Origin of the sequence: Acidiphilium sp. 34-64-41 (genome assembly GCF_002282635.1) — a bacterium.
GTDB classification, from domain to species: Bacteria; Pseudomonadota; Alphaproteobacteria; order Acetobacterales; family Acetobacteraceae; genus Acidiphilium; species Acidiphilium rubrum.
Genome location: NZ_NCJX01000001.1, coordinates 175,063 through 192,292, shown reverse-complemented (window position 1 = coordinate 192,292; position 17,230 = coordinate 175,063). Strand labels below are relative to the sequence as shown.

Annotated in this window: 13 protein-coding genes and 1 tRNA gene; 10 read left to right on the top strand and 4 right to left on the bottom strand. The window is 64.4% G+C overall.

Annotated features, from left to right (window positions below; translation table 11 throughout):
- The 3 genes from B7X49_RS00895 to B7X49_RS00885 all read right to left on the bottom strand — a co-directional run.
- The coding region (locus B7X49_RS00895; protein ID WP_286837698.1) for an EAL domain-containing protein at window positions 1-447 on the bottom strand (447 nt) is incomplete at its 3' end.
- A 303-nt stretch (window positions 448-750) separates the two neighbouring features.
- Window positions 751-1,882, bottom strand: a protein-coding gene (gene prfB / locus B7X49_RS00890; RefSeq protein ID WP_286702420.1) for a peptide chain release factor 2 whose coding sequence is annotated in 2 segments (ribosomal slippage) — window positions 751-1,812 and window positions 1,814-1,882 — 1,131 coding nt in all. Because the reading frame shifts where the segments join, the coding sequence is not laid out codon by codon here.
- A gap of 33 nt (window positions 1,883-1,915) precedes the next feature.
- Complete coding sequence (locus B7X49_RS00885) at window positions 1,916-4,558, bottom strand: penicillin-binding protein 1A (RefSeq protein WP_286702419.1); 2,643 nt, start codon at window positions 4,556-4,558, stop codon at window positions 1,916-1,918.
- Window positions 4,559-4,740: 182 nt separating this feature from the next.
- On the opposite strand from B7X49_RS00885, the gene B7X49_RS00880 reads away from it, so the two are divergent.
- A tRNA-Pro gene (locus tag B7X49_RS00880) sits at window positions 4,741-4,817 on the top strand.
- 34 nt (window positions 4,818-4,851) lie between these two features.
- On the opposite strand, the gene B7X49_RS00875 is transcribed toward B7X49_RS00880, so the two are convergent.
- On the bottom strand, window positions 4,852-6,162 hold the full coding sequence (locus tag B7X49_RS00875) for an MFS transporter (protein WP_286702418.1): 1,311 nt from the start codon (window positions 6,160-6,162) through the stop codon (window positions 4,852-4,854).
- A gap of 184 nt (window positions 6,163-6,346) precedes the next feature.
- Between B7X49_RS00875 and B7X49_RS00870 the strand changes: the two genes are divergently transcribed.
- The 9 genes from B7X49_RS00870 to B7X49_RS00830 all read left to right on the top strand — a co-directional run bounded on the left by B7X49_RS00870 (window position 6,347) and on the right by B7X49_RS00830 (window position 17,227).
- The gene (locus tag B7X49_RS00870; protein WP_286702417.1) at window positions 6,347-7,573 is read left to right on the top strand and encodes an MFS transporter; all 1,227 of its coding nucleotides are present in this window, start codon (window positions 6,347-6,349) and stop codon (window positions 7,571-7,573) included.
- A gap of 209 nt (window positions 7,574-7,782) precedes the next feature.
- On the top strand, window positions 7,783-9,081 hold the full coding sequence (locus tag B7X49_RS00865) for an MFS transporter (RefSeq protein WP_286702416.1): 1,299 nt from the start codon (window positions 7,783-7,785) through the stop codon (window positions 9,079-9,081).
- Complete coding sequence (locus tag B7X49_RS00860; protein ID WP_286702415.1) at window positions 9,078-10,151, top strand: tartrate dehydrogenase; 1,074 nt, start codon at window positions 9,078-9,080, stop codon at window positions 10,149-10,151. The genes B7X49_RS00865 and B7X49_RS00860 overlap by 4 nt, the downstream gene beginning before the upstream one ends.
- An 81-nt stretch (window positions 10,152-10,232) precedes the next feature.
- Entirely contained in the window at window positions 10,233-10,811 is a 579-nt protein-coding gene (locus B7X49_RS00855) for a lipocalin family protein (RefSeq protein WP_286702414.1), read from the top strand.
- A gap of 66 nt (window positions 10,812-10,877) precedes the next feature.
- Window positions 10,878-12,632 (top strand): S49 family peptidase, encoded by a 1,755-nt coding sequence (locus B7X49_RS00850; protein WP_286702413.1) that lies wholly within the window; start codon window positions 10,878-10,880, stop codon window positions 12,630-12,632.
- 311 nt (window positions 12,633-12,943) lie between these two features.
- A complete protein-coding gene (gene mraZ, locus B7X49_RS00845) occupies window positions 12,944-13,402 on the top strand; it encodes a division/cell wall cluster transcriptional repressor MraZ (protein ID WP_286702412.1) in 459 nt (152 codons plus the stop codon).
- Window positions 13,399-14,328 carry a 16S rRNA (cytosine(1402)-N(4))-methyltransferase RsmH gene (gene rsmH / locus B7X49_RS00840; protein ID WP_286702411.1) on the top strand — a complete coding sequence of 310 codons (930 nt, stop codon included), beginning with the start codon at window positions 13,399-13,401 and terminating at the stop codon, window positions 14,326-14,328. The genes mraZ and rsmH overlap by 4 nt, the downstream gene beginning before the upstream one ends.
- A complete protein-coding gene (locus B7X49_RS00835; RefSeq protein ID WP_286702410.1) occupies window positions 14,325-15,140 on the top strand; it encodes a hypothetical protein in 816 nt (271 codons plus the stop codon). Before rsmH ends, B7X49_RS00835 begins: the two co-directional genes overlap by 4 nt.
- Window positions 15,137-17,227, top strand: coding sequence for a penicillin-binding protein 2 (locus B7X49_RS00830; protein WP_286702409.1), 2,091 nt, complete (start codon window positions 15,137-15,139; stop codon window positions 17,225-17,227). The genes B7X49_RS00835 and B7X49_RS00830 overlap by 4 nt, the downstream gene beginning before the upstream one ends.
- Window positions 17,228-17,230: the final 3 nt, after the last annotated feature.

Sequence of the window (17,230 nt, the reverse complement as noted above, 5' to 3'; positions counted from 1 at the left end):
GGTAACGATGCGGGCTAGATGGGCGGGGTCGGTTACCGCTTCGCCTTCGGTGATCTCGAAGATCAGCCGGTCGGTCGGGAAGCCGACGCGCGCCGCGGTCTCCAGCGTTTTGCGGATGCAGGCCTTGGGTTCGTACACCGCATTCGGCATGAAATTGATGGAGAGGGCGGCGGATCTGCCCACAAGTCCGAGCGCGGTTGCCTGTTCGATCGCGGTTATGCGGCAGGCCTGGTCGAAACCGTAGAGCAAGGTTTCGGTCACAGCCTCAAAGACCGAAGCTGCATTTTCTCCGTTCGGACCGCGAACCAGCGCTTCATACGCGAAGATCTCTTGCCGACCGATGTCGACAATCGGTTGGAATGCCATTGTCAAAGGAAAATCGTAAGCCCCGCGGCGACAGGACCCGCATTCAGCCCGCTGAATCGCCCGGGTATCATCCGTTTCCATGTTGCAACTTCCGTCTCGCATCGGTCTGCTACCATTATCGCCGTGATTCCTAACATATAGAAAACAGAATCCCAGGATTTATTCACAATCTGGCGATGACAGCCGCCGCCGGCGGCATGAGCCTGGCCGATCCGCGACCAGATCGGCAATCGATCATCGAGCCCCGCCGATTGCGGCGACCGCATTGGTTCACGCATAAATCTGGAGCGTTATGCTTTCAGCCTAACGCTCCAGCGGTATGTTTATCGATCGATTTCATGCGATTATGGTGACGCTGCGGCGTTAACTTAATCGCATATCGCTCTAACCCGCCTGTGCCGAAGCCTCGCTGCGGGTGGCGCCGACGCGGGCGGCGAGGGAGGCGGCCATGAATTCGTCGAGGTTGCCGTTCAGGACAGAGTCGGGGTTGCCGCTTTCCCAGTTGGTGCGGAGGTCTTTGACGAGCTGGTAGGGGGCGAGGACGTAGGAGCGGATCTGGTGGCCCCAGCCGATGTCGCGTTTGGTGGATTCGGTGGCCGCGCTGGCGGCTTCGCGGCGTTGCAGTTCGGCCTCGTACATGCGGGCTTTCAGCATCGCCATGGCGGTGGCGCGGTTGCGGTGCTGGGAGCGATCGGTCTGGCAGGCGACAATGATGCCCGACGGGATGTGGGTGATGCGGATCGCACTTTCGGTCTTGTTGACGTGCTGGCCGCCGGCGCCGGAGGCGCGGTAGGTATCGACCTTGAGGTCGGAGGGGTCGATTTCGATTTCGATCGTGTCGTCGACGACGGGATAGACCCAGACGCTGGCAAAACTGGTCTGGCGGCGGGCGTTGGCGTCGAACGGGGAGATGCGGACCAGGCGGTGGACGCCGGCTTCGGTTTTCAGCCAGCCGTAGGCGTTCATGCCGGTGATTTGCAGGGTGACGGATTTGATGCCGGCCTGTTCGCCTTCGGACTGGTCGAGCATGGCGACTTTGTAGCCGTGTTGTTCGGCCCAGCGGGTGTACATGCGCATGAGCATTTCGGCCCAATCCTGCGCTTCGGTGCCGCCGGCGCCGGCGTTGATTTCCATATAGGCATCGTTGGCATCGGCCTCGCCCGAGAGCAGGCTTTCGATTTCGCGGCGCTTTGCGTCCTCGGCGATGCGTTTGAGGGCGGCTTCGGCTTCGTCCACCAGGGCTTGATCGCCCTCGGCTTCCGCGAGTTCGACCAGCATGACGGCGTCTTCGGTGTCACGCTCGATCGCGCGCACGGCATCGGTCTGGGTGGCGAGGCGGGTGCGTTCGCGGAGCAGGGCCTGGGCCGCTGCGGCGTCGTTCCAGAGTTGCGGGTCTTCGGCCTGGGAATTCAGGCGATCGAGTTTGTCGAGCGAGGCATCCCAGTCAAAGATGCCTCCTCAGCAGGGCCACGCTTTGCGTGATCTGCTCGGCAAGTGCGAGGGTTTCGGCGGACATTGATTTTTGGTTCCAGAATTGCGGAAGCTGCGACTAATACAGGCCGCCCAGCGATTTGTCGACACTGGCGGGCGCCGGCGGCGGGTTGCCTTGACCTTGGGTTGCCGGGTTGGGGCTGCCCGGGTTGCCGTCGCTGGCGGGGTTGAAATCATGCTGCACAGTCTGGCCGCCGCTGTTGGCGAGCGAGCCGCCGAGGCCGAGCGGATTGTCGGCGACCAGGCCGAGGTTCGACTGGCTGCCGGGAACCTGGCCGGGTTTGAACGCTTCCGTGACGGTCTGGCTGTCGAACGACACGCGCGCGAGCGTCATGCCCGGCGGGGTTGGGAAATCGATCACCGGCTGGCCCTTCAGGGCGACTTTCATGAACTGGTTCCAGGCCGGGCCGCAGACATTGCCGCCGGTCTGGTTAGGGCCGAGGTCGCGCGGCGTGTCGTAGCCGATCCAGCAGCCGGTGACCATTTGCGGGACGAAGCCGAGGAACCAGGCGTCGTTGAAATTATTGGTCGTGCCGGTCTTGCCGGCGATCGGGCGGTTGAGGCCGACGACGGCGGGGACGCCGGTGCCGTGTTCGACCACGTTCCGCATCATCATGATGACCTGATAGACGCTGTTGGGGTCGGCGAGTTGGGCGCCGGGGCGGTTCAGGACCGGCAACTGGCTGGCTGAGCCGTCCATGCAGTTGGCACAGGATTGGTCGGGCGCCTGGTAGAGGATGTGGCCGTCCGGGGCGGTGACGCTGTCGATCAAAGAGGGTTCGACCTGCCTGCCGTATTCATCGAGGGCGGCGTAGCCGCGCACCATGCGCCAGAGCGTGGTATCGAGCGCGCCGATCGCGGCCGGGTAGATCAGCGGCATGTGGTGGACGATGCGGAATTTCTCGAAATTGGCGGCGACGTTGGCGAGGCCGACGCGCCGGACCAGATGCAACGTGGCGAGGTTGAGCGATTGTTCGATCGCGTAGAACACCGGCACCGGGCCGAGGAAGCTCATTTCGTAATTGCCCGGCCGATATAATTGACCATCGGCGAGGCGCTGGGTGAACGGTGCATCGAGAATCGTGGCGTCGGGCTGGATGCCGGCCTGCATCGCGGTGAGGTAGTCGAACGGTTTGATGCTGGAGCCGGGCTGGCGATGCGCCTGGGTGGCCCGGTTGTACGGGCTCATCCGGTTGCTCCAGCCGCCGACCATGATGCTGACGCGGCCGGTTTCGGGGTTCATGCTCAGCATCGATCCTTCGACGACGGGGATCTGTTCGAGCGAGACGGTGCCGCCTTTGGCCGGCTTGTGCGGGTCGATCATGATGACGTCGCCGGGTTTGAGCATCTGGCCGACCGAGCGGAGCAGCGGGCCGGGGTGGCCGTTGACCAGCGGGCGGCCCCATTGCAGGGCGGCGAGGGTGATTGTGCCGGTGCGCGTGGCGGCGGCATTGTCACCCTGGATCCAGCCGATATGGGCGAGGGCGGGGGTTTCGCTTACCACGACGCCGAGGCGCCAGCGCCGGCGCAGCCCTGCCGGGGTGGTTTGTTTGGCGAGGGCGGCGGCCCAGTTGTTCGACAGATCGGCGACGGTCAGCCGGGTGACGGGGCCGTGGTAGAAGCCGAATTCGTGGTCGTAGGCTTCCAGGCGGTTGCGCATCGCGTCCATTGCCGTGGCTTGCAGCCGGGGGTCGAGGCTGGTGCGGACGATCAGGCCGCCTTCCATCGTGGTTTTCTGGCCGAACATCTGGACCAGCTGGGCTTCGACGGCGTTGATGAAATAGCCCGCGCCGGGCACCGGGCGGGTGCCGGCGGCGGCCTTGGGCAGCAAAGGCGAGGCGATGGCGGTTTGGGCTTCGGCGCTGGTGATCACGCCGTCGTCGCGCATGCGCCCGATCACCCAGTTGCGCCGGTTCAGCGCGCGTTTGGGGTGCAGGAAGGGATTGTAGTTGGTCGGCGCCTTGGGCAGGCCGCCCAGTGTCGCGGCTTCGGCGATGGTGAGCTTGGACAAGGGCTTGTCGAAATAGGCTTCGGCCGCGGCGGCGACGCCCCAGGCGTTCTGGCCGAGATAGATTTCGTTCAGGTAGAGGGTCAGGATGCGTTTTTTGCTCATGGCGCGATTGACGCGCAGGGCGAGGATGGCTTCCTTGACCTTGCGGGCGAAATCGATCCGGTTGTCGAGCAGCATGTTCTTGACCACCTGCATGGTGATGGTCGAGGCCCCGAGGGGCCGTTCGTGGCTGCCCAGCCTGGTCATGTCGACGAAGCCGGCGCGGACGATCGCCAGCGGGTCGATGCCGGGTTCGGTCCAGAAGTTACGGTCTTCGGCGGAGATGAACGCGCGCGAGACGAGTTGGGGGATGCGGTTGTAGGGCACGTAGATGCGGTGCTGGGTGCCGAGCGCCGCGATCAGGCGGAAATTGTCTGCGTAGATGCGGGTTTCGAGCGGGGGTTCGTAATGGCGCAGCTTGGCGACACTCGGCAGGCCGTTGCTGAAATAGAGGAACACGCCGCCGCCGATGACCACGCCGGCCACGATGCCGAGGAGGGCGAGACGATAGACGCCGCGCGCGAGCACGCCGCCGGCGACGCGTGCGAGTCCCGGCCGCTGCTTGCGCGGTCGTTTCGGCGCCGGGGCACCTTTGGTGCGCGGCGATTTATCCTTGGCCAGGCGGTCGCCGGCTTTCAATGGTCCAGGCATGGCGCGCTCCTTAGCACCCAATATGCGAGGGTGCGAGCATCGGGGTGAACCACAGAACGGTTAAATATCAGCAACCAGCGGGGGCGCAGGGCACGCCGGCGGGCGGCGCAATGCTGGCGGGACGATGCGAAAACGATCAGTGCCTTGCGGAACCGAGTCCCCTTGGTTATACGCCTCCCCAACGGAGTATAGCTCAGCCTGGTAGAGCACTGTGTTCGGGACGCAGGGGCCGGAGGTTCGAATCCTCTTACTCCGACCATTCATTTTTTACGGGCTTTCCGCCTGACCGGTGATCAACGCCGTCCCGCAGGGGCGTTGTCCGCCGGGGGCAGGCGGGACTTGGCGAAACCGATCGCGATGATCGTGATGATCGATGCGAGGCCGAGGTAGAGACCTGGGCTGCGGGGATCGCCGGTCTGTTCGATCAGCCAGGTGTTGATGAACGGGGCGAAGCCGCCGAACAGCGCGATGCCGATCGCGTAACCCACCGACAGACCGATGCCGCGATGCCTGATCGGGAACACCATGCCCATGAAACCGGTCAGAGGCGCGTTGTAGGGCAGGCCGATCACCGTGAAGAACAGCGGGATCAGAAACAGCGCGGTTGCGCTGGGCCAGAGGCCGAGCAGCATGAACGCCGGATAGCCTGCCGCCATCATCGCGACGCAGGATAGGATCATGTCCCGGCTGCGGTGCGATGTGTCGAACCGGCGGGCGATCAGCAGGCGCAGCGGGACGATCGCGAGGGTGACGATATAGAGCAGGACGATCGCGCCGAGCGCCTTGCCCTGGGTCATGTGCAGCTGGGTTGCGGCGTAGGTCGGCAGATAGACGATCAGATAGGTCTGGGCGGTGCCGATCGCGACCATGCCGGCCGCAATCGCGATGCCGCCGCCGGTGGAGGGGTCGCGTGCCGCGGTGTCGGCCGGGTTGCGCTGCTGGGCGATGAAGCCGGGCGCGTCGACCAGATGGCGGCGCAGCACGATCGCGATCGGCCCGGCCAGCGTGCCGATGGCGAAGGCGATGCGAAAGCCCCAATGCTGAAACGCGGCTGTCGACAAGGCGAGGCTCAACCCGTAGGCGACCGCGGCGGCGAATAGGCCCGCGAAATTCTGGCTGGTGCCCTGCCAGCTTGCGGCGTGGCTTTCGCGGCCGGGTGAATGCTCGATCATCAGCGCGGTCGAACTGCCGAACTCGCCACCGAGCGCGAAGCCCTGGATCAGGCGCGCCAGCAGAATGCCGAGCGGTGCGAGCAGGCCGATGCTGGTGCGCGACGGCATCAGGGTGATCAGCGCGCTTGCCAGGGTCATCAACGAGACGGCGAGGATCATGCAGGCGGTGCGGCCGCGCCGATCGGCGAAAGTGCCGAGAATGACGGCGCCGACCGGGCGGGCGAGGAACGACACGCCGAAGGTGCCGAAGGTCAGCAGCAGTTTGGTCGTGGCATCATGGCCGGGGAAGAAAGCGGTGGCGAGATCGGTCGCGAAGAAGCCGTAGATGAAGAAATCGTAGAACTCGAGCGCGTTGCCGATCGAGGCGCCCAGGATCATGACGGTGCGGCTGATCGTGGGCGCTGCGGTCGGGGTTGACGATGCGACATCCATGCGGCGCGTCCTTCGGGTGGGGGTCGGTGCCAGCATGCCCGGTATTGCCGTGGTTTGCCAAGGCGATAACGCGTGGTGATCATCGCGCGCGCTCCCGTGGGCGTGGGGTTGCCGCCTTGTCCTTTTTCGCTAGAAGGCGCGAAGCAGGGCAGGGTGGCTGCCGCAGCGCATCAGGGGGAAGATGATGTCCGACACACGGGGTTCCATGACCGAGCCCGATATCGCGACCGCGCGCAAGGTGGTGATCGCGGCATTTCTGGGCTGGACGCTCGATGCGTTCGATTTCTTCATCCTGATTTTTACCTTCTCGGCGGTGGCCAAGACGTTCCATGTCGGCATCACCGCGGTGACGATCGCGATTACGCTGACGCTCGCGATGCGGCCGGTCGGCGCGCTGTTGTTCGGCCGGCTGGCGGACCGGTATGGGCGGCGGCCGATGCTGATGGTCAATATCGTGGCGTTTTCATTGTTCGAACTCGCAACCGGCTTCGCGCCCAGCCTGACCGCGTTCATGATCCTGCGCGCGCTCTATGGCATTGCGATGGGCGGTGAATGGGGGATCGGCTCGTCGCTGACCATGGAAACCATTCCGGCGCGCTGGCGGGGCTGGGTGTCCGGCCTGCTGCAATCGGGCTATCCGGCGGGGTATTTCCTGGCGACCGTGCTGTTCGGGTTTGCGTTTCCCTATGTCGGCTGGCGGGGGATGTTCATCATCGGGGCGTTTCCCGCGCTGCTGGTGCTGTATATCCGTTCCTCGGTGCCGGAGAGCCCGGTGTGGCGCGAGATGGCGCGTCAGCCGCGGGTGCCGGTATCAACGGTGCTGCGCAAGCATCTGGGTCTGACCGTGTACGCGGTGATCCTGATGATGGCGTTCAACTTCTTTTCGCATGGTTCGCAGGACCTTTACCCGAGCGCGTTTCTGGGCAAGCAGCACCATTTCAGCCACGCAACGATTACCACGATCGCGCTGATCTATAATCTGGGTGCGATGATCGGCGGCATCGCGTTCGGCCTGCTGTCGCAGAAGATCGGCCGGCGCCTGACGATTGGCATTGCGGCCGGGCTTGCGATCCCGTTGATCCCGCTCTGGGCGTTTTCGATGACGCCGGTGATGCTCGGCCTGGGCGCGTTCCTGATGCAGATTTGCGTGCAGGGTGCCTGGGGCGTGATTCCGGTGCATCTGAACGAATTGTCGCCCAAGGAGATCCGCGCGACGTTCCCGGGGTTCGTGTATCAGCTTGGCAATTTCCTCGCCTCGTACAACGCGACGTTGCAGGCGAGTTTTGCGGCCTCGCACGGGCATAATTACGGATTGGCAATGGCTTGGGTGATCGGCATCGTGGCTGTGGTGATCGTGGTGCTGATGCTGTTCGGGCCGGAATCCAAGGATGTCTCGATGGCGCATAGTTGACGGCATGGTCTGGCGGCGGGCGACGCCAGTGATTGCCGTTTTCGCCCCGGTGGTTTATCGATAAGCCTCCGGGGCGCTGCCCGGATGGTACTTAGAGGATATGATAGCGCTATCATAGTGCGAAGGCCGGTTGATCGTCCAGCAACCGGTTGGTGACGAGAAAAGACTGTCCGCCGGTAACGGCTGAACGAGCAATGGAGGAAACGACAATGAGTGCGACCAGCATGGCCGGCCCGATCGGCAACTCCCGATGGTTTCGACTGATTCCGATCGCGATGATCGTTTATATCATTTCGTTTATGGACCGAACCAATATCGCCTATGCCTTCGCGGGCATCGGCCATGATTTTCACACCACCAAGGCGCAGGAAGGCACGGCGGGCGGTATTTTTTTCGTCGGCTACGTGCTGTTGCAGATCCCCGGTGGCTGGCTGGCCGAACGTTGGTCGGCCAAGAAATTCGTCGCGATCATGATCTGCTTCTGGGGCCTGATGGCGTTGGCCTGCGGGTTTGCCGAGAACTTCACGCAGTTGATCATCGCCCGCTTTTTCCTCGGCGTTGCCGAGGGCGGTATCTGGCCGGCGACGCTGGTGCTGCTGAGCCACTGGTTCCCGGTGCAGGAACGCGCCCGCGCCTATGGGTTCTGGATCGCCAATCTCGCGATTTCCTCGATCATTACGCAGCCACTGTCGGGCTTCATCATCTCGATGTCGGACTGGCGGACGCTGTTTTTCGTCGAAGGCGCGCTGCCTTTCATTATTGCGCTGCCGCTCTGGCTGATCTTCATCAAGGATCGTCCGGAAGATGCATCGTGGTGCCTGCCGCCGGAGCGTGACTATATCAACCGCTCGATCGCGCAGGACCGGGCGAACGAACCGGTGCCCGGCCCGTTCTCGAGCATTTTCAAATCCGCCACCGTCTGGCGCCTGGTTGCGGTGTATTTTCTGGTGCAGATCGGCTTCTATGGGCTGAACATGTGGATGCCGACCTTGTTGAAAGCGCTGACCCATGCCGGGTTCGGCGCGGTCGGGTTGATTGCGATGCTGCCCTATGTTGTCGCGGCGGTGATGCTGTTCGGCAACGGCTGGTGGGCGGATCGCGACCGGCGGTATTCGTGGCATGTATTCCTGCCGATGATGCTGGCCTCGATCAGCCTGATCCTGTCGGTCACGATCGGCAGTTCGATGATCGTGCTGTCGATCGTGTTCCTGTGCCTCGCGATGGGTGGGGCGCTGTCCTACGACGGTCCGTTCTGGGCCGCGGCTTCGCGCACCCTGCCGGTCGCCCTGGTGGGTGGTGCGATGGGGTTGATCAACGCGCTCGGGAATCTGGGTGGGTATCTCGGCCCGTTCCTCGGCGGTTATCTGCAGGATGTGACGGGTAATTTCTATGCCACCGCCATCCTGTTCGCGCTCTCGCTGTTCGCGGCGGGGCTGCTGATGCTCACGATCAATGTGCGCGACGTGGCACCCAGCGTGCGGATGCCGATGGGCAAGCCGGCGGAATGAAGCACTACACCATCGCCAGCGTTCCTGGCGACGGCATCGGCCCCGAGGTGATCGGGGCCGGTGTTGCGGTGTTGCAGGCCTTGGCGCAGCACAGCAACCGCTTCAGCCTCGATGTGACGGGCTTCGATTACGGATCGGACCATTACCGCAAGCACGGCGTCATGATGCCGGCGGATGCGCTCGATCGTTTGCGGGGGTTCGATGCGATCTATTTCGGTGCGGTCGGCGCGCCGGATATTCCCGATCACATCACGCTGTGGGGGCTGCGCCTCGCGATCTGCCAGGGGTTCGACCAATACGCCAATGTCCGCCCGACCCGGATTTTGCAGGGTCTGCGCTCGCCGCTGCGCGATTGCAGCACTGCGGATCTCGACTGGGTGATCGTGCGCGAGAACAGCGAGGGCGAATATGCCGGGCAGGGCGGGCGTTCGCATCGCGGCCATCCCGAGGAAGTCGCGACCGAGGTTTCGATTTTCACGCGCGCCGGTGTTGCGCGGATCATGCGGTTTGCGTTTCAACTGGCGCGGTCGCGGCCGCGCAAGCATATTACGGTGGTGACCAAATCCAACGCGCAGCGCCACGGCATGGTGCTGTGGGACGAAATCGCTTCCAGCACCGCCGCCGATTTTCCCGACGTGACGTGGGATAAAATGCTGGTCGATGCCATGACGGTGCGTATGGTGCATGAGCCTGCCAGCCTCGATGTCATCGTTGCGACCAATCTGCACGCGGATATCCTGTCCGATCTGGCGGCCGCGCTGGCCGGTTCGATCGGCATTGCGCCCACCGCCAATCTCAACCCGGAGCGGACCTATCCTTCGATGTTCGAGCCGATCCATGGTTCGGCGTTCGATATCACCGGCAAGGGCATCGCCAATCCGGTCGGTGCGTTCTGGACCGCGGCACAGATGCTCGAGCATCTGGGTGAGATGGACGCGGCAGCCCGGTTGATGAATGCGGTCGAGCAGGTGACAGCGAACGGCCCCCGCACCCGTGATCTTGGTGGCGATGCCACCACGGTTCAGGTGACCAACGCGGTGATCGCCGCGATCGAGGCGGGCCACACCTGATACGTTGCGTATGCCACCCCACATCCAAGCCAGGATACCGATCGTATCGACGATAGGTAGATGAAGGGGACGCATACGATGATGAAACTCGCTCGCCGTACTTTGCTCGCCGCGACACCGGCGCTGCTGGCCGGTTGCACGCTCGATACCAGTTCCTACCCGTACAAGCCGTTGCAACATGCCTCGGTCGATCTCGGCCGGTTCATGGGCAAATGGTACATCAACGGCCATATCCCGTATTTCGCCGAGAAAAACTACGTCGGCTCCTACGCGGTGTACACCGAGCGGGGGGATGGCGCGATCGATGATCAGTACAACGCCTATCCCAAGTCGTTCGATGCGAAACTGTTCCAGTTCACTTCGATCGATCAGGTCGAGCCGGGGACCGATAACGCGATCTGGCGGGTGACGGCGCTGAGCGGGTCGATCGGTGTGCCGTATGTGATCATGCATATCGAGCCGGATTATTCCGCGTTCATGGCCGGTTTTCCCAACCGCTCGCTGGGCTGGATTTTCGCGCGCGAGAAACGCATGAACCCTGCGGTGTATCAGGCCATGCTCGAACGGTTCTATCACCAGGGCTATGACGCTCGGCAGTTCCGCCGGGTGGCGCAATACCCCTCGGACATCGGCAAGCCCGGGTTCGAAACGGTGACGTAACCGGCGTGAGGCTTGCCTGACCGGGGCGGTTGGCCACATAAACGGGTGAACATTTCGAGGCGTCTGATGAGCGAAGCCCCACCACCGCGTTCCATTGCCGGCCGTATCGCGATACTGCTGTGGCGTCTGGTCAAGATCGTGGTGTTCACGCTCGGGGTGATTCTGCTGCTGGTCATCATTCTCTCAGGTGCTGCGCTGCGGCGTTTGGAGGCGAGCCGGGTCAAGCCGCTGCCGGGCCGATTCGCTTTGGTGCTGGATTTGACGCATCCGCCGGCCGATGCGCCGCGCGAGCCGGCCTGGATGAATTTCGAGGGCACCGCCCGGCCCAATCTGGTCGAGACGGTCGAGGCGATCGACCGCGCCGGGCATGATGGCCGGGTCAGCGGGATCGATATCGAACTCGGCAGCGCGTGCTGTTCGTTGACCACGGCCGAAGAATTGCACAATGCGCTCGCGCGGTTCCGCAGCGAGACCGGCAAGCCGATTATCGCGCGCGCCATGTCGCTCGATGGCGCTGCCGGGCTCGGCGCCTATGTGGTGGCGACCGCGGCGAGCCGGATTGAATTATCCGCTTCCGGCGATTTCGGGGTGACCGGCCTCGCATTGCAAACGCCGTTCGCCGCTGGTTTGTTGAAGACGGTCGGGGTCGATGCCCAGTTCGCCCATATCGGCAAATATAAGACCTACCCGCAGATGTATACGCGCTCGGCACCCTCGCGGGCGAACAGCGCGATGCTCGATAGCCTGGCCGGCTCGCTCTACCAATCGGCCCTCGCGCCGATCGCGGCACGGCTGCATCAGAGCCCGGATCAGGTGAAGGCGCTGATCGATCAGGCGCCGTTGAGCCCGGATCAGGCGAAGGTGGATCATCTGATCGATGAAGTGCTGCCGCTCGATGCGCGGATCGATCATTTCAAGGGGCGCACCGCCGGTCTGGCGCGCTACGTGGCCGACGCGCCGAAGGCGGCGGTGGGGGCGACCAAGGTGGCGCTGATCGTGGCGGCCGGGGATATCGAGGCACCCTCGGCCAGCGGTGATTCCGGCAAGATCGATCCGCGCCGGCTTGCGGGTGAAATCAGCGATGCGCTGGATGATCCATCGATCAAGGCGATCGTGCTGCGGCTGAATACGCCGGGCGGCACCGTGACCGGATCGGCGCTGATCGGAGCGGAGGTCGCGCGCGCGCAGGCGGTGCACAAGCCGCTGATCGTCTCGATGGGCGCGCTCGATGCCTCGGGCGGCTACTGGGTTTCGAGCCATGGCGCCGTGCTGGTCGCTGACCCCGCGACGCTGACCGGTTCGATCGGCGTGCTCGGCGGCAAGCTGAGTTTCGGTGGGCTGCTTGACAAGATTGGGGTGACGGTTGCGGGAGCGTCGCGCGGGGCGAATGCGTTGTTCGACAGCCCGACCACGGCGTGGACACCGGCGCAGATGGCCAATTTGCAGGCCATGCTGAAGCTCGACTACCAGCAATTCGTCGGCTGGGTGGCATCCGGGCGGCACATGACGCCGGCCCAGATCGATGCGATCGGTCAGGGGCGGGTGTGGACCGGGGTGCAGGCCAAGCAGCGTGGGCTGGTCGATCAGATCGGCGGGTATCATACCGCGTTCGATGCGGTGCGCGCCGCGCTGAAACTGCCGGTGCACGCGCCGCTGGACATTACCGATGGCAATGCACAGCCGGGTATTCACGCGCTGCTGGCGCGGGCGTTCCAGCGGGCCAATCCGCTTGCGATCGCCGAATTGCCACCGCAGCTGCGCGCGGTCGTCGCGATGACGCGGCTGCACCGGCTTACAATGCTGCCGATTACGATTCGCTGACAACGGATTGACGGCACCGTGGCGGGCGGTGAGGCAAGCGACAATTAACCTTGCGCGCTTGTCTATAGGAACAAAACAGAAACATAGTCGAGTTGTTGGTTTATCTGTTTATCATTCGTTAACGATTCCGATTTGTTGCCGATAATGCCGATGTTTATTATGATTCGCAGGCATAAACCCTTTGACGCCCATATTTGCCCATGATATCCCATGCTCACCCACGGCGAATCGGGTGCGATGGTTGATTCCTTGCATTCGACAGCTTGCAGCGAGGCATAACAGGCGAGACGAAAGGGCTTTGACGCAGCCGCATGAGCCAATTTCTCGGCACCCACCAGAACCGGCTCGACGCGAAGGGACGGGTTTCGATCCCCGCCCCATTCCGGGCGAAACTGCGCGGTGATGCCGAGCCGATCCGGCTGATTTTCCGCCCTTCGCATAAATATGCCTGCATCGAGGCCTGGCCCGAGCCGATGTTCAAGACGCTGGCGGCGAAGCTCGATCATTTGCAGATTTTCAGCGATCAGCACGATGATCTGGCCGAGCTGATCTATGGCGATGCCTATAAGCTCGATGCCGACAAGGAGGGCAGGGTGCTGCTGCCCGAAAAACTGGTCCGCCATGCCGGGCTGACCGATTCCGTGGTGTTCAAGGGCGTCGGCTCGACGTTTCAGATCTGGGAGCCGGAAGCGGCCGGGCGGCGCAGCGCCGCGGTGCGCGAACCGGAGCGGGCCGCGAGCATGACGCTGCCGTCCGGGGTGCTGGTATGAGCGGCCATATTCCGGTGCTGCGCGACGAGGCGGTGGCGATGCTGGCACCGCGCGACGGCGGCATTTATCTCGATGGCACGTTCGGTGGCGGCGGCTACAGTGCGGCCCTGCTGGCAGCGGCGCGCTGCACGATCTGGGCGATCGATCGTGATCCGGCCGCGATCGTGCGCGGGGCGGCGCTGGCGGCCCAATATCCCGACCGGCTGCATCTGATCGAGGGGCGGTTTGGCGATCTGCTCGATTTGTTGAAAGCGGCAGGGGTTGCGGCGCTCGACGGTGCGGTGTTCGATTTCGGCGTGTCGTCCTATCAGATCGATGATCCGGCGCGCGGCTTTTCATTCCGGGGCGATGGGCCGCTCGACATGCGCATGGGATCGACCGGCGAGACCGCCGCACAGATCGTCAATACCCGCGGTGAGGCCGAGCTTGCGGATATTCTGTACCAGTTCGGCGAGGAGCGCGCCTCGCGCCGGATTGCCGCCGCGATCGTGGCGCGCCGCGCGACCCAGGCGTTCGAAACCACCGCCGATCTTGCCGCGGTGATCCGCACCGTGGTGCGCCCGGATAAATCCGGCATCCACCCCGCCACGCGCAGCTTTCAGGCGTTGCGGATCGAGGTGAACCAGGAATTGGCGGAGATCGAGCGCGGCCTCGCGCAGGCGGCATCACTTCTCGCGCCCGGTGGCCGCCTGGTCGCGGTTTCGTTTCATTCCCTGGAGGATCGCATGGTCAAGCGCTTCATGCAGGCCGCATCCGGCCGTACCGCCGGGCCTTCGCGCCATGATCCGTCCAGCATTTTGCCGACCGCGCTGGCCGATTTCAAACCGCTGACCAAGGGCGTGATCACGCCGGGCGATGCCGAGGTCGCCGCCAATCCGCGCGCCCGGTCTGCCCGGCTGCGCGCGATCGAACGGGTGGCGGCATGATCCGCCCCGTCACCTTCGTGACCACGCTGATGGCGCTGTCGTCCGGTGCGTGGATGTTTGTGGTCAAGCATCAGGCTGAACAGCTCGATCGCCAGATCGGCGGTGTGACCAGCCAGATCCGCGCCTCCGAGCAGCGCATCCGGGTGTTGCGCGCCGAATGGGCGCTTGAGACCGATCCCAACCGCCTGACGCGGCTTGCCGCGATGTTCCTGCCCGAACTCAAGCCGATGGCGCCGGACCAGTTGGTGACGTGGTCCGAACTGGCCGACCGGCTGCCGCCGCCGGGTGCTACCGTGCCGCATCTGCCGTTGCCGCCGCCCATGCCGAGCCAGTTGCCCGATGCAACCGCGGCATCCGGTCCGATCGCCTCGATCGCACCGCCGGCGGTGGTGCTGCCGCCCAACGCGGTTCCGGTCGCGGCGTCGGCGCAGCATCAATCCGGCACGCGTGTGTCGGCCACGGCAACGACGCGGCTTGCCGCGGCGCGGCCGGTGATGTCGGCGCATCAGCGCCCGATCATTCACCGGGTCGGGCTGCCGGTGGTGCACCATGCACTGCCGAAAGCGGCGCATCCGGTGTGGTCGCACCCGATTCCGCTTGGCCGATCGGTGCTGGCGCCGGCGCGCACGGTCCGCCCGATGGGCGCGCAGGTGATGACGATCAACGCGCAATCCGCGCCCATCGCGCCGCCGGTGCCGCAGCGCCCGTTCCACGCGGCGCCACGCCCGGCAGCCGGTGCTTCGACCTCGGTTTTCGGTGGCTATGCCGCCAATCTGGCCCCGCCGCGCCCGGTCGGCAGCACCGCGCCATGACCAAGGCCCCGCATCCGGACCAGATGCCGCCGCATGTTCCCCGGCGGTCCGGTGCGTGGAATACCGCGCGCAACCCGGGTGCGCCGGAGCAGGGTGCGACGCCGCGCGTCGAGCATGTGCGGATCACCACGCCCGATCTGGCGCGCCGCGCCGCGCTGGGTGTGCTGCAGAAGCGCATGGTGTTCGGCCTGGTCGGGTTTCTGCTGATTTACGGTATTCTCGCGGGGCGGCTGATCGATGTGTCGGTGATCAATCCGACCCGGCCGGATGCCGCGGCGATCGCCGCCGAACTGCCGCGCACCAATATTTTGTTGCCACCGCCCGCGCGGGCCGAAATCACCGATCGGAACGGCGTTATTCTCGCGGTTTCGCTGCCGGGTGCCGCGCTGTATGCCAATCCCAAGCAGATCGGCGATCCCGGTGAGGTTGCCCGCCAGATCGCCGCGGTGATCCCCGCGCTCGATCCCGGCTGGCTGGAAGCCCGCCTCGCGGATCGCAAGCGTGACTTCGTCTATCTCGATCGCGGCCTGACCGCGGAGCAGGAGCTCGCGGTCAACCAGCTTGGCATTCCCGGCGTGTATTTCGAGGATATCGAGCATCGGCATTACCCGGAAGGCGATCTGGCCGCGCACATTCTGGGTGGCGTCACGCCGGATCAGCGCGGTATTGCCGGCGTCGAGCAGTATTTCAATAAAACGCTGACCGCTGATCCGGCGACGCCGCTGCGCCTGTCGATCGATATCGGGGCCGAGGGCATCGTGCGGCAGGAAACCCTGCAGGCGATGACCGATTACGATGGCATCGGGGCGTGCGGCATCGTGATTTCGGCGCGGACCGGGCGCGTGCTCGCCATGGCGAGCCTGCCCGATTACAGCGCCGGCGATCTGGGTTCGGCACCCGCCAACGACCGGTTCAACCGCTGCGTCTCCGGCGACTACGAACCCGGTTCGGTGTTCAAGCTGATGACGCTGTCGATGGCGATCAACTCCGGCATGATCCATTACTGGGACCGGTTCGATACCACGCATCCGCTGCATGTCGGCCGCTTCACCGTGACTGATTTCGAGCCCGCGCATATCTGGATGGCGGTGCCGCATATTCTTGAAGTGTCGTCCAATATCGGCGCCTCACGCATCGCGACGATCCTGGGGCCGGACATCCAGCGCGCCTGGCTGAAAAAACTTGGCTTCTTCGGCAAGCCGCCGATCCAGCTGCCCGAGGCGCAGCCGGCGATGTATCACCCGAAATCGAACTGGAAACTGCTCACCACCATGACCGTGAGCTTTGGCAACGGCATCGCGATGTCGCCGCTGCAACTGATTTCGGCGGTGGTGCCGGTGGTCAACGGCGGGGTCTACTACAAACCCTCGCTCGATGATGCCGGGCCACCGCCCGCCGGCGTGCGCGTGATGAGCGCGAAAGCCTCGCTGATCATGCGCAAGATGATGCGCAATGTCGTGGTGGCGCCCAACGGCACCGGTGTTTACGCCCGCGTGCCGGGCTATCTGGTGGGCGGCAAGACCGGTACGGCCCAGGTGGTCGGGCCGGGCGGGCGCTACATGAAGCACCTGAACAACGCCTCGTTCATGGCGGCGTTCCCGATGACCAACCCGCGCTATGTGGTGTACGTGGTGGTGTTGCAGCCGCACGCGACCAAGAAAATGATGCCGTTCTGCCATGGCTTTACCACCGGCGGCTATGTCGCGGCGCCGGCGGTGGCCAATATCATTGCGCGCATCGGCCCGATGCTTGGCATCATGCCGCGCTCGGGCAATGCGCTCGCCAGCGCGCAGGCCGCGCTGTCGATTCCGGTCGACCCGACCGCGCCGCCCGGCCGCTCGGCACTCGGGCCGGGGCATATGTTCCCGCCGGGGGCGAGCAAATACGCTTATATGCTGGCCGGTGAAAAACCGCCCGCGGCGATCGATGAGGCGGCGCATGATGCGGCACTCGCCCGCACCGAAATGTGGCAGCCGCTGGGTGCCACGGCGGAGACCATCAGCGCGCCGTCCGCGCCGATCATCGGCGGTGCCGTCTCGCACCAGACCATGAACGTCACCCCGCCGTTCACCCATGCGGGGGGATGAGCT

What these genes read in the sequence shown, in the direction of transcription:
- B7X49_RS00885 (WP_286702419.1), bottom strand. Translation starts at nt 4,558, where the DNA reads ATGCCTGGACCATTGAAAGCCGGCGACCGCCTGGCCAAGGATAAATCG.
- B7X49_RS00875 (WP_286702418.1), bottom strand. Translation starts at nt 6,162, where the DNA reads ATGGATGTCGCATCGTCAACCCCGACCGCAGCGCCCACGATCAGCCGC.
- B7X49_RS00870 (WP_286702417.1), top strand. Translation starts at nt 6,347, where the DNA reads ATGTCCGACACACGGGGTTCCATGACCGAGCCCGATATCGCGACCGCG.
- B7X49_RS00865 (WP_286702416.1), top strand. Translation starts at nt 7,783, where the DNA reads ATGAGTGCGACCAGCATGGCCGGCCCGATCGGCAACTCCCGATGGTTT.
- B7X49_RS00860 (WP_286702415.1), top strand. Translation starts at nt 9,078, where the DNA reads ATGAAGCACTACACCATCGCCAGCGTTCCTGGCGACGGCATCGGCCCC.
- B7X49_RS00855 (WP_286702414.1), top strand. Translation starts at nt 10,233, where the DNA reads ATGAAACTCGCTCGCCGTACTTTGCTCGCCGCGACACCGGCGCTGCTG.
- B7X49_RS00850 (WP_286702413.1), top strand. Translation starts at nt 10,878, where the DNA reads ATGAGCGAAGCCCCACCACCGCGTTCCATTGCCGGCCGTATCGCGATA.
- mraZ (WP_286702412.1), top strand. Translation starts at nt 12,944, where the DNA reads ATGAGCCAATTTCTCGGCACCCACCAGAACCGGCTCGACGCGAAGGGA.
- rsmH (WP_286702411.1), top strand. Translation starts at nt 13,399, where the DNA reads ATGAGCGGCCATATTCCGGTGCTGCGCGACGAGGCGGTGGCGATGCTG.
- B7X49_RS00835 (WP_286702410.1), top strand. Translation starts at nt 14,325, where the DNA reads ATGATCCGCCCCGTCACCTTCGTGACCACGCTGATGGCGCTGTCGTCC.
- B7X49_RS00830 (WP_286702409.1), top strand. Translation starts at nt 15,137, where the DNA reads ATGACCAAGGCCCCGCATCCGGACCAGATGCCGCCGCATGTTCCCCGG.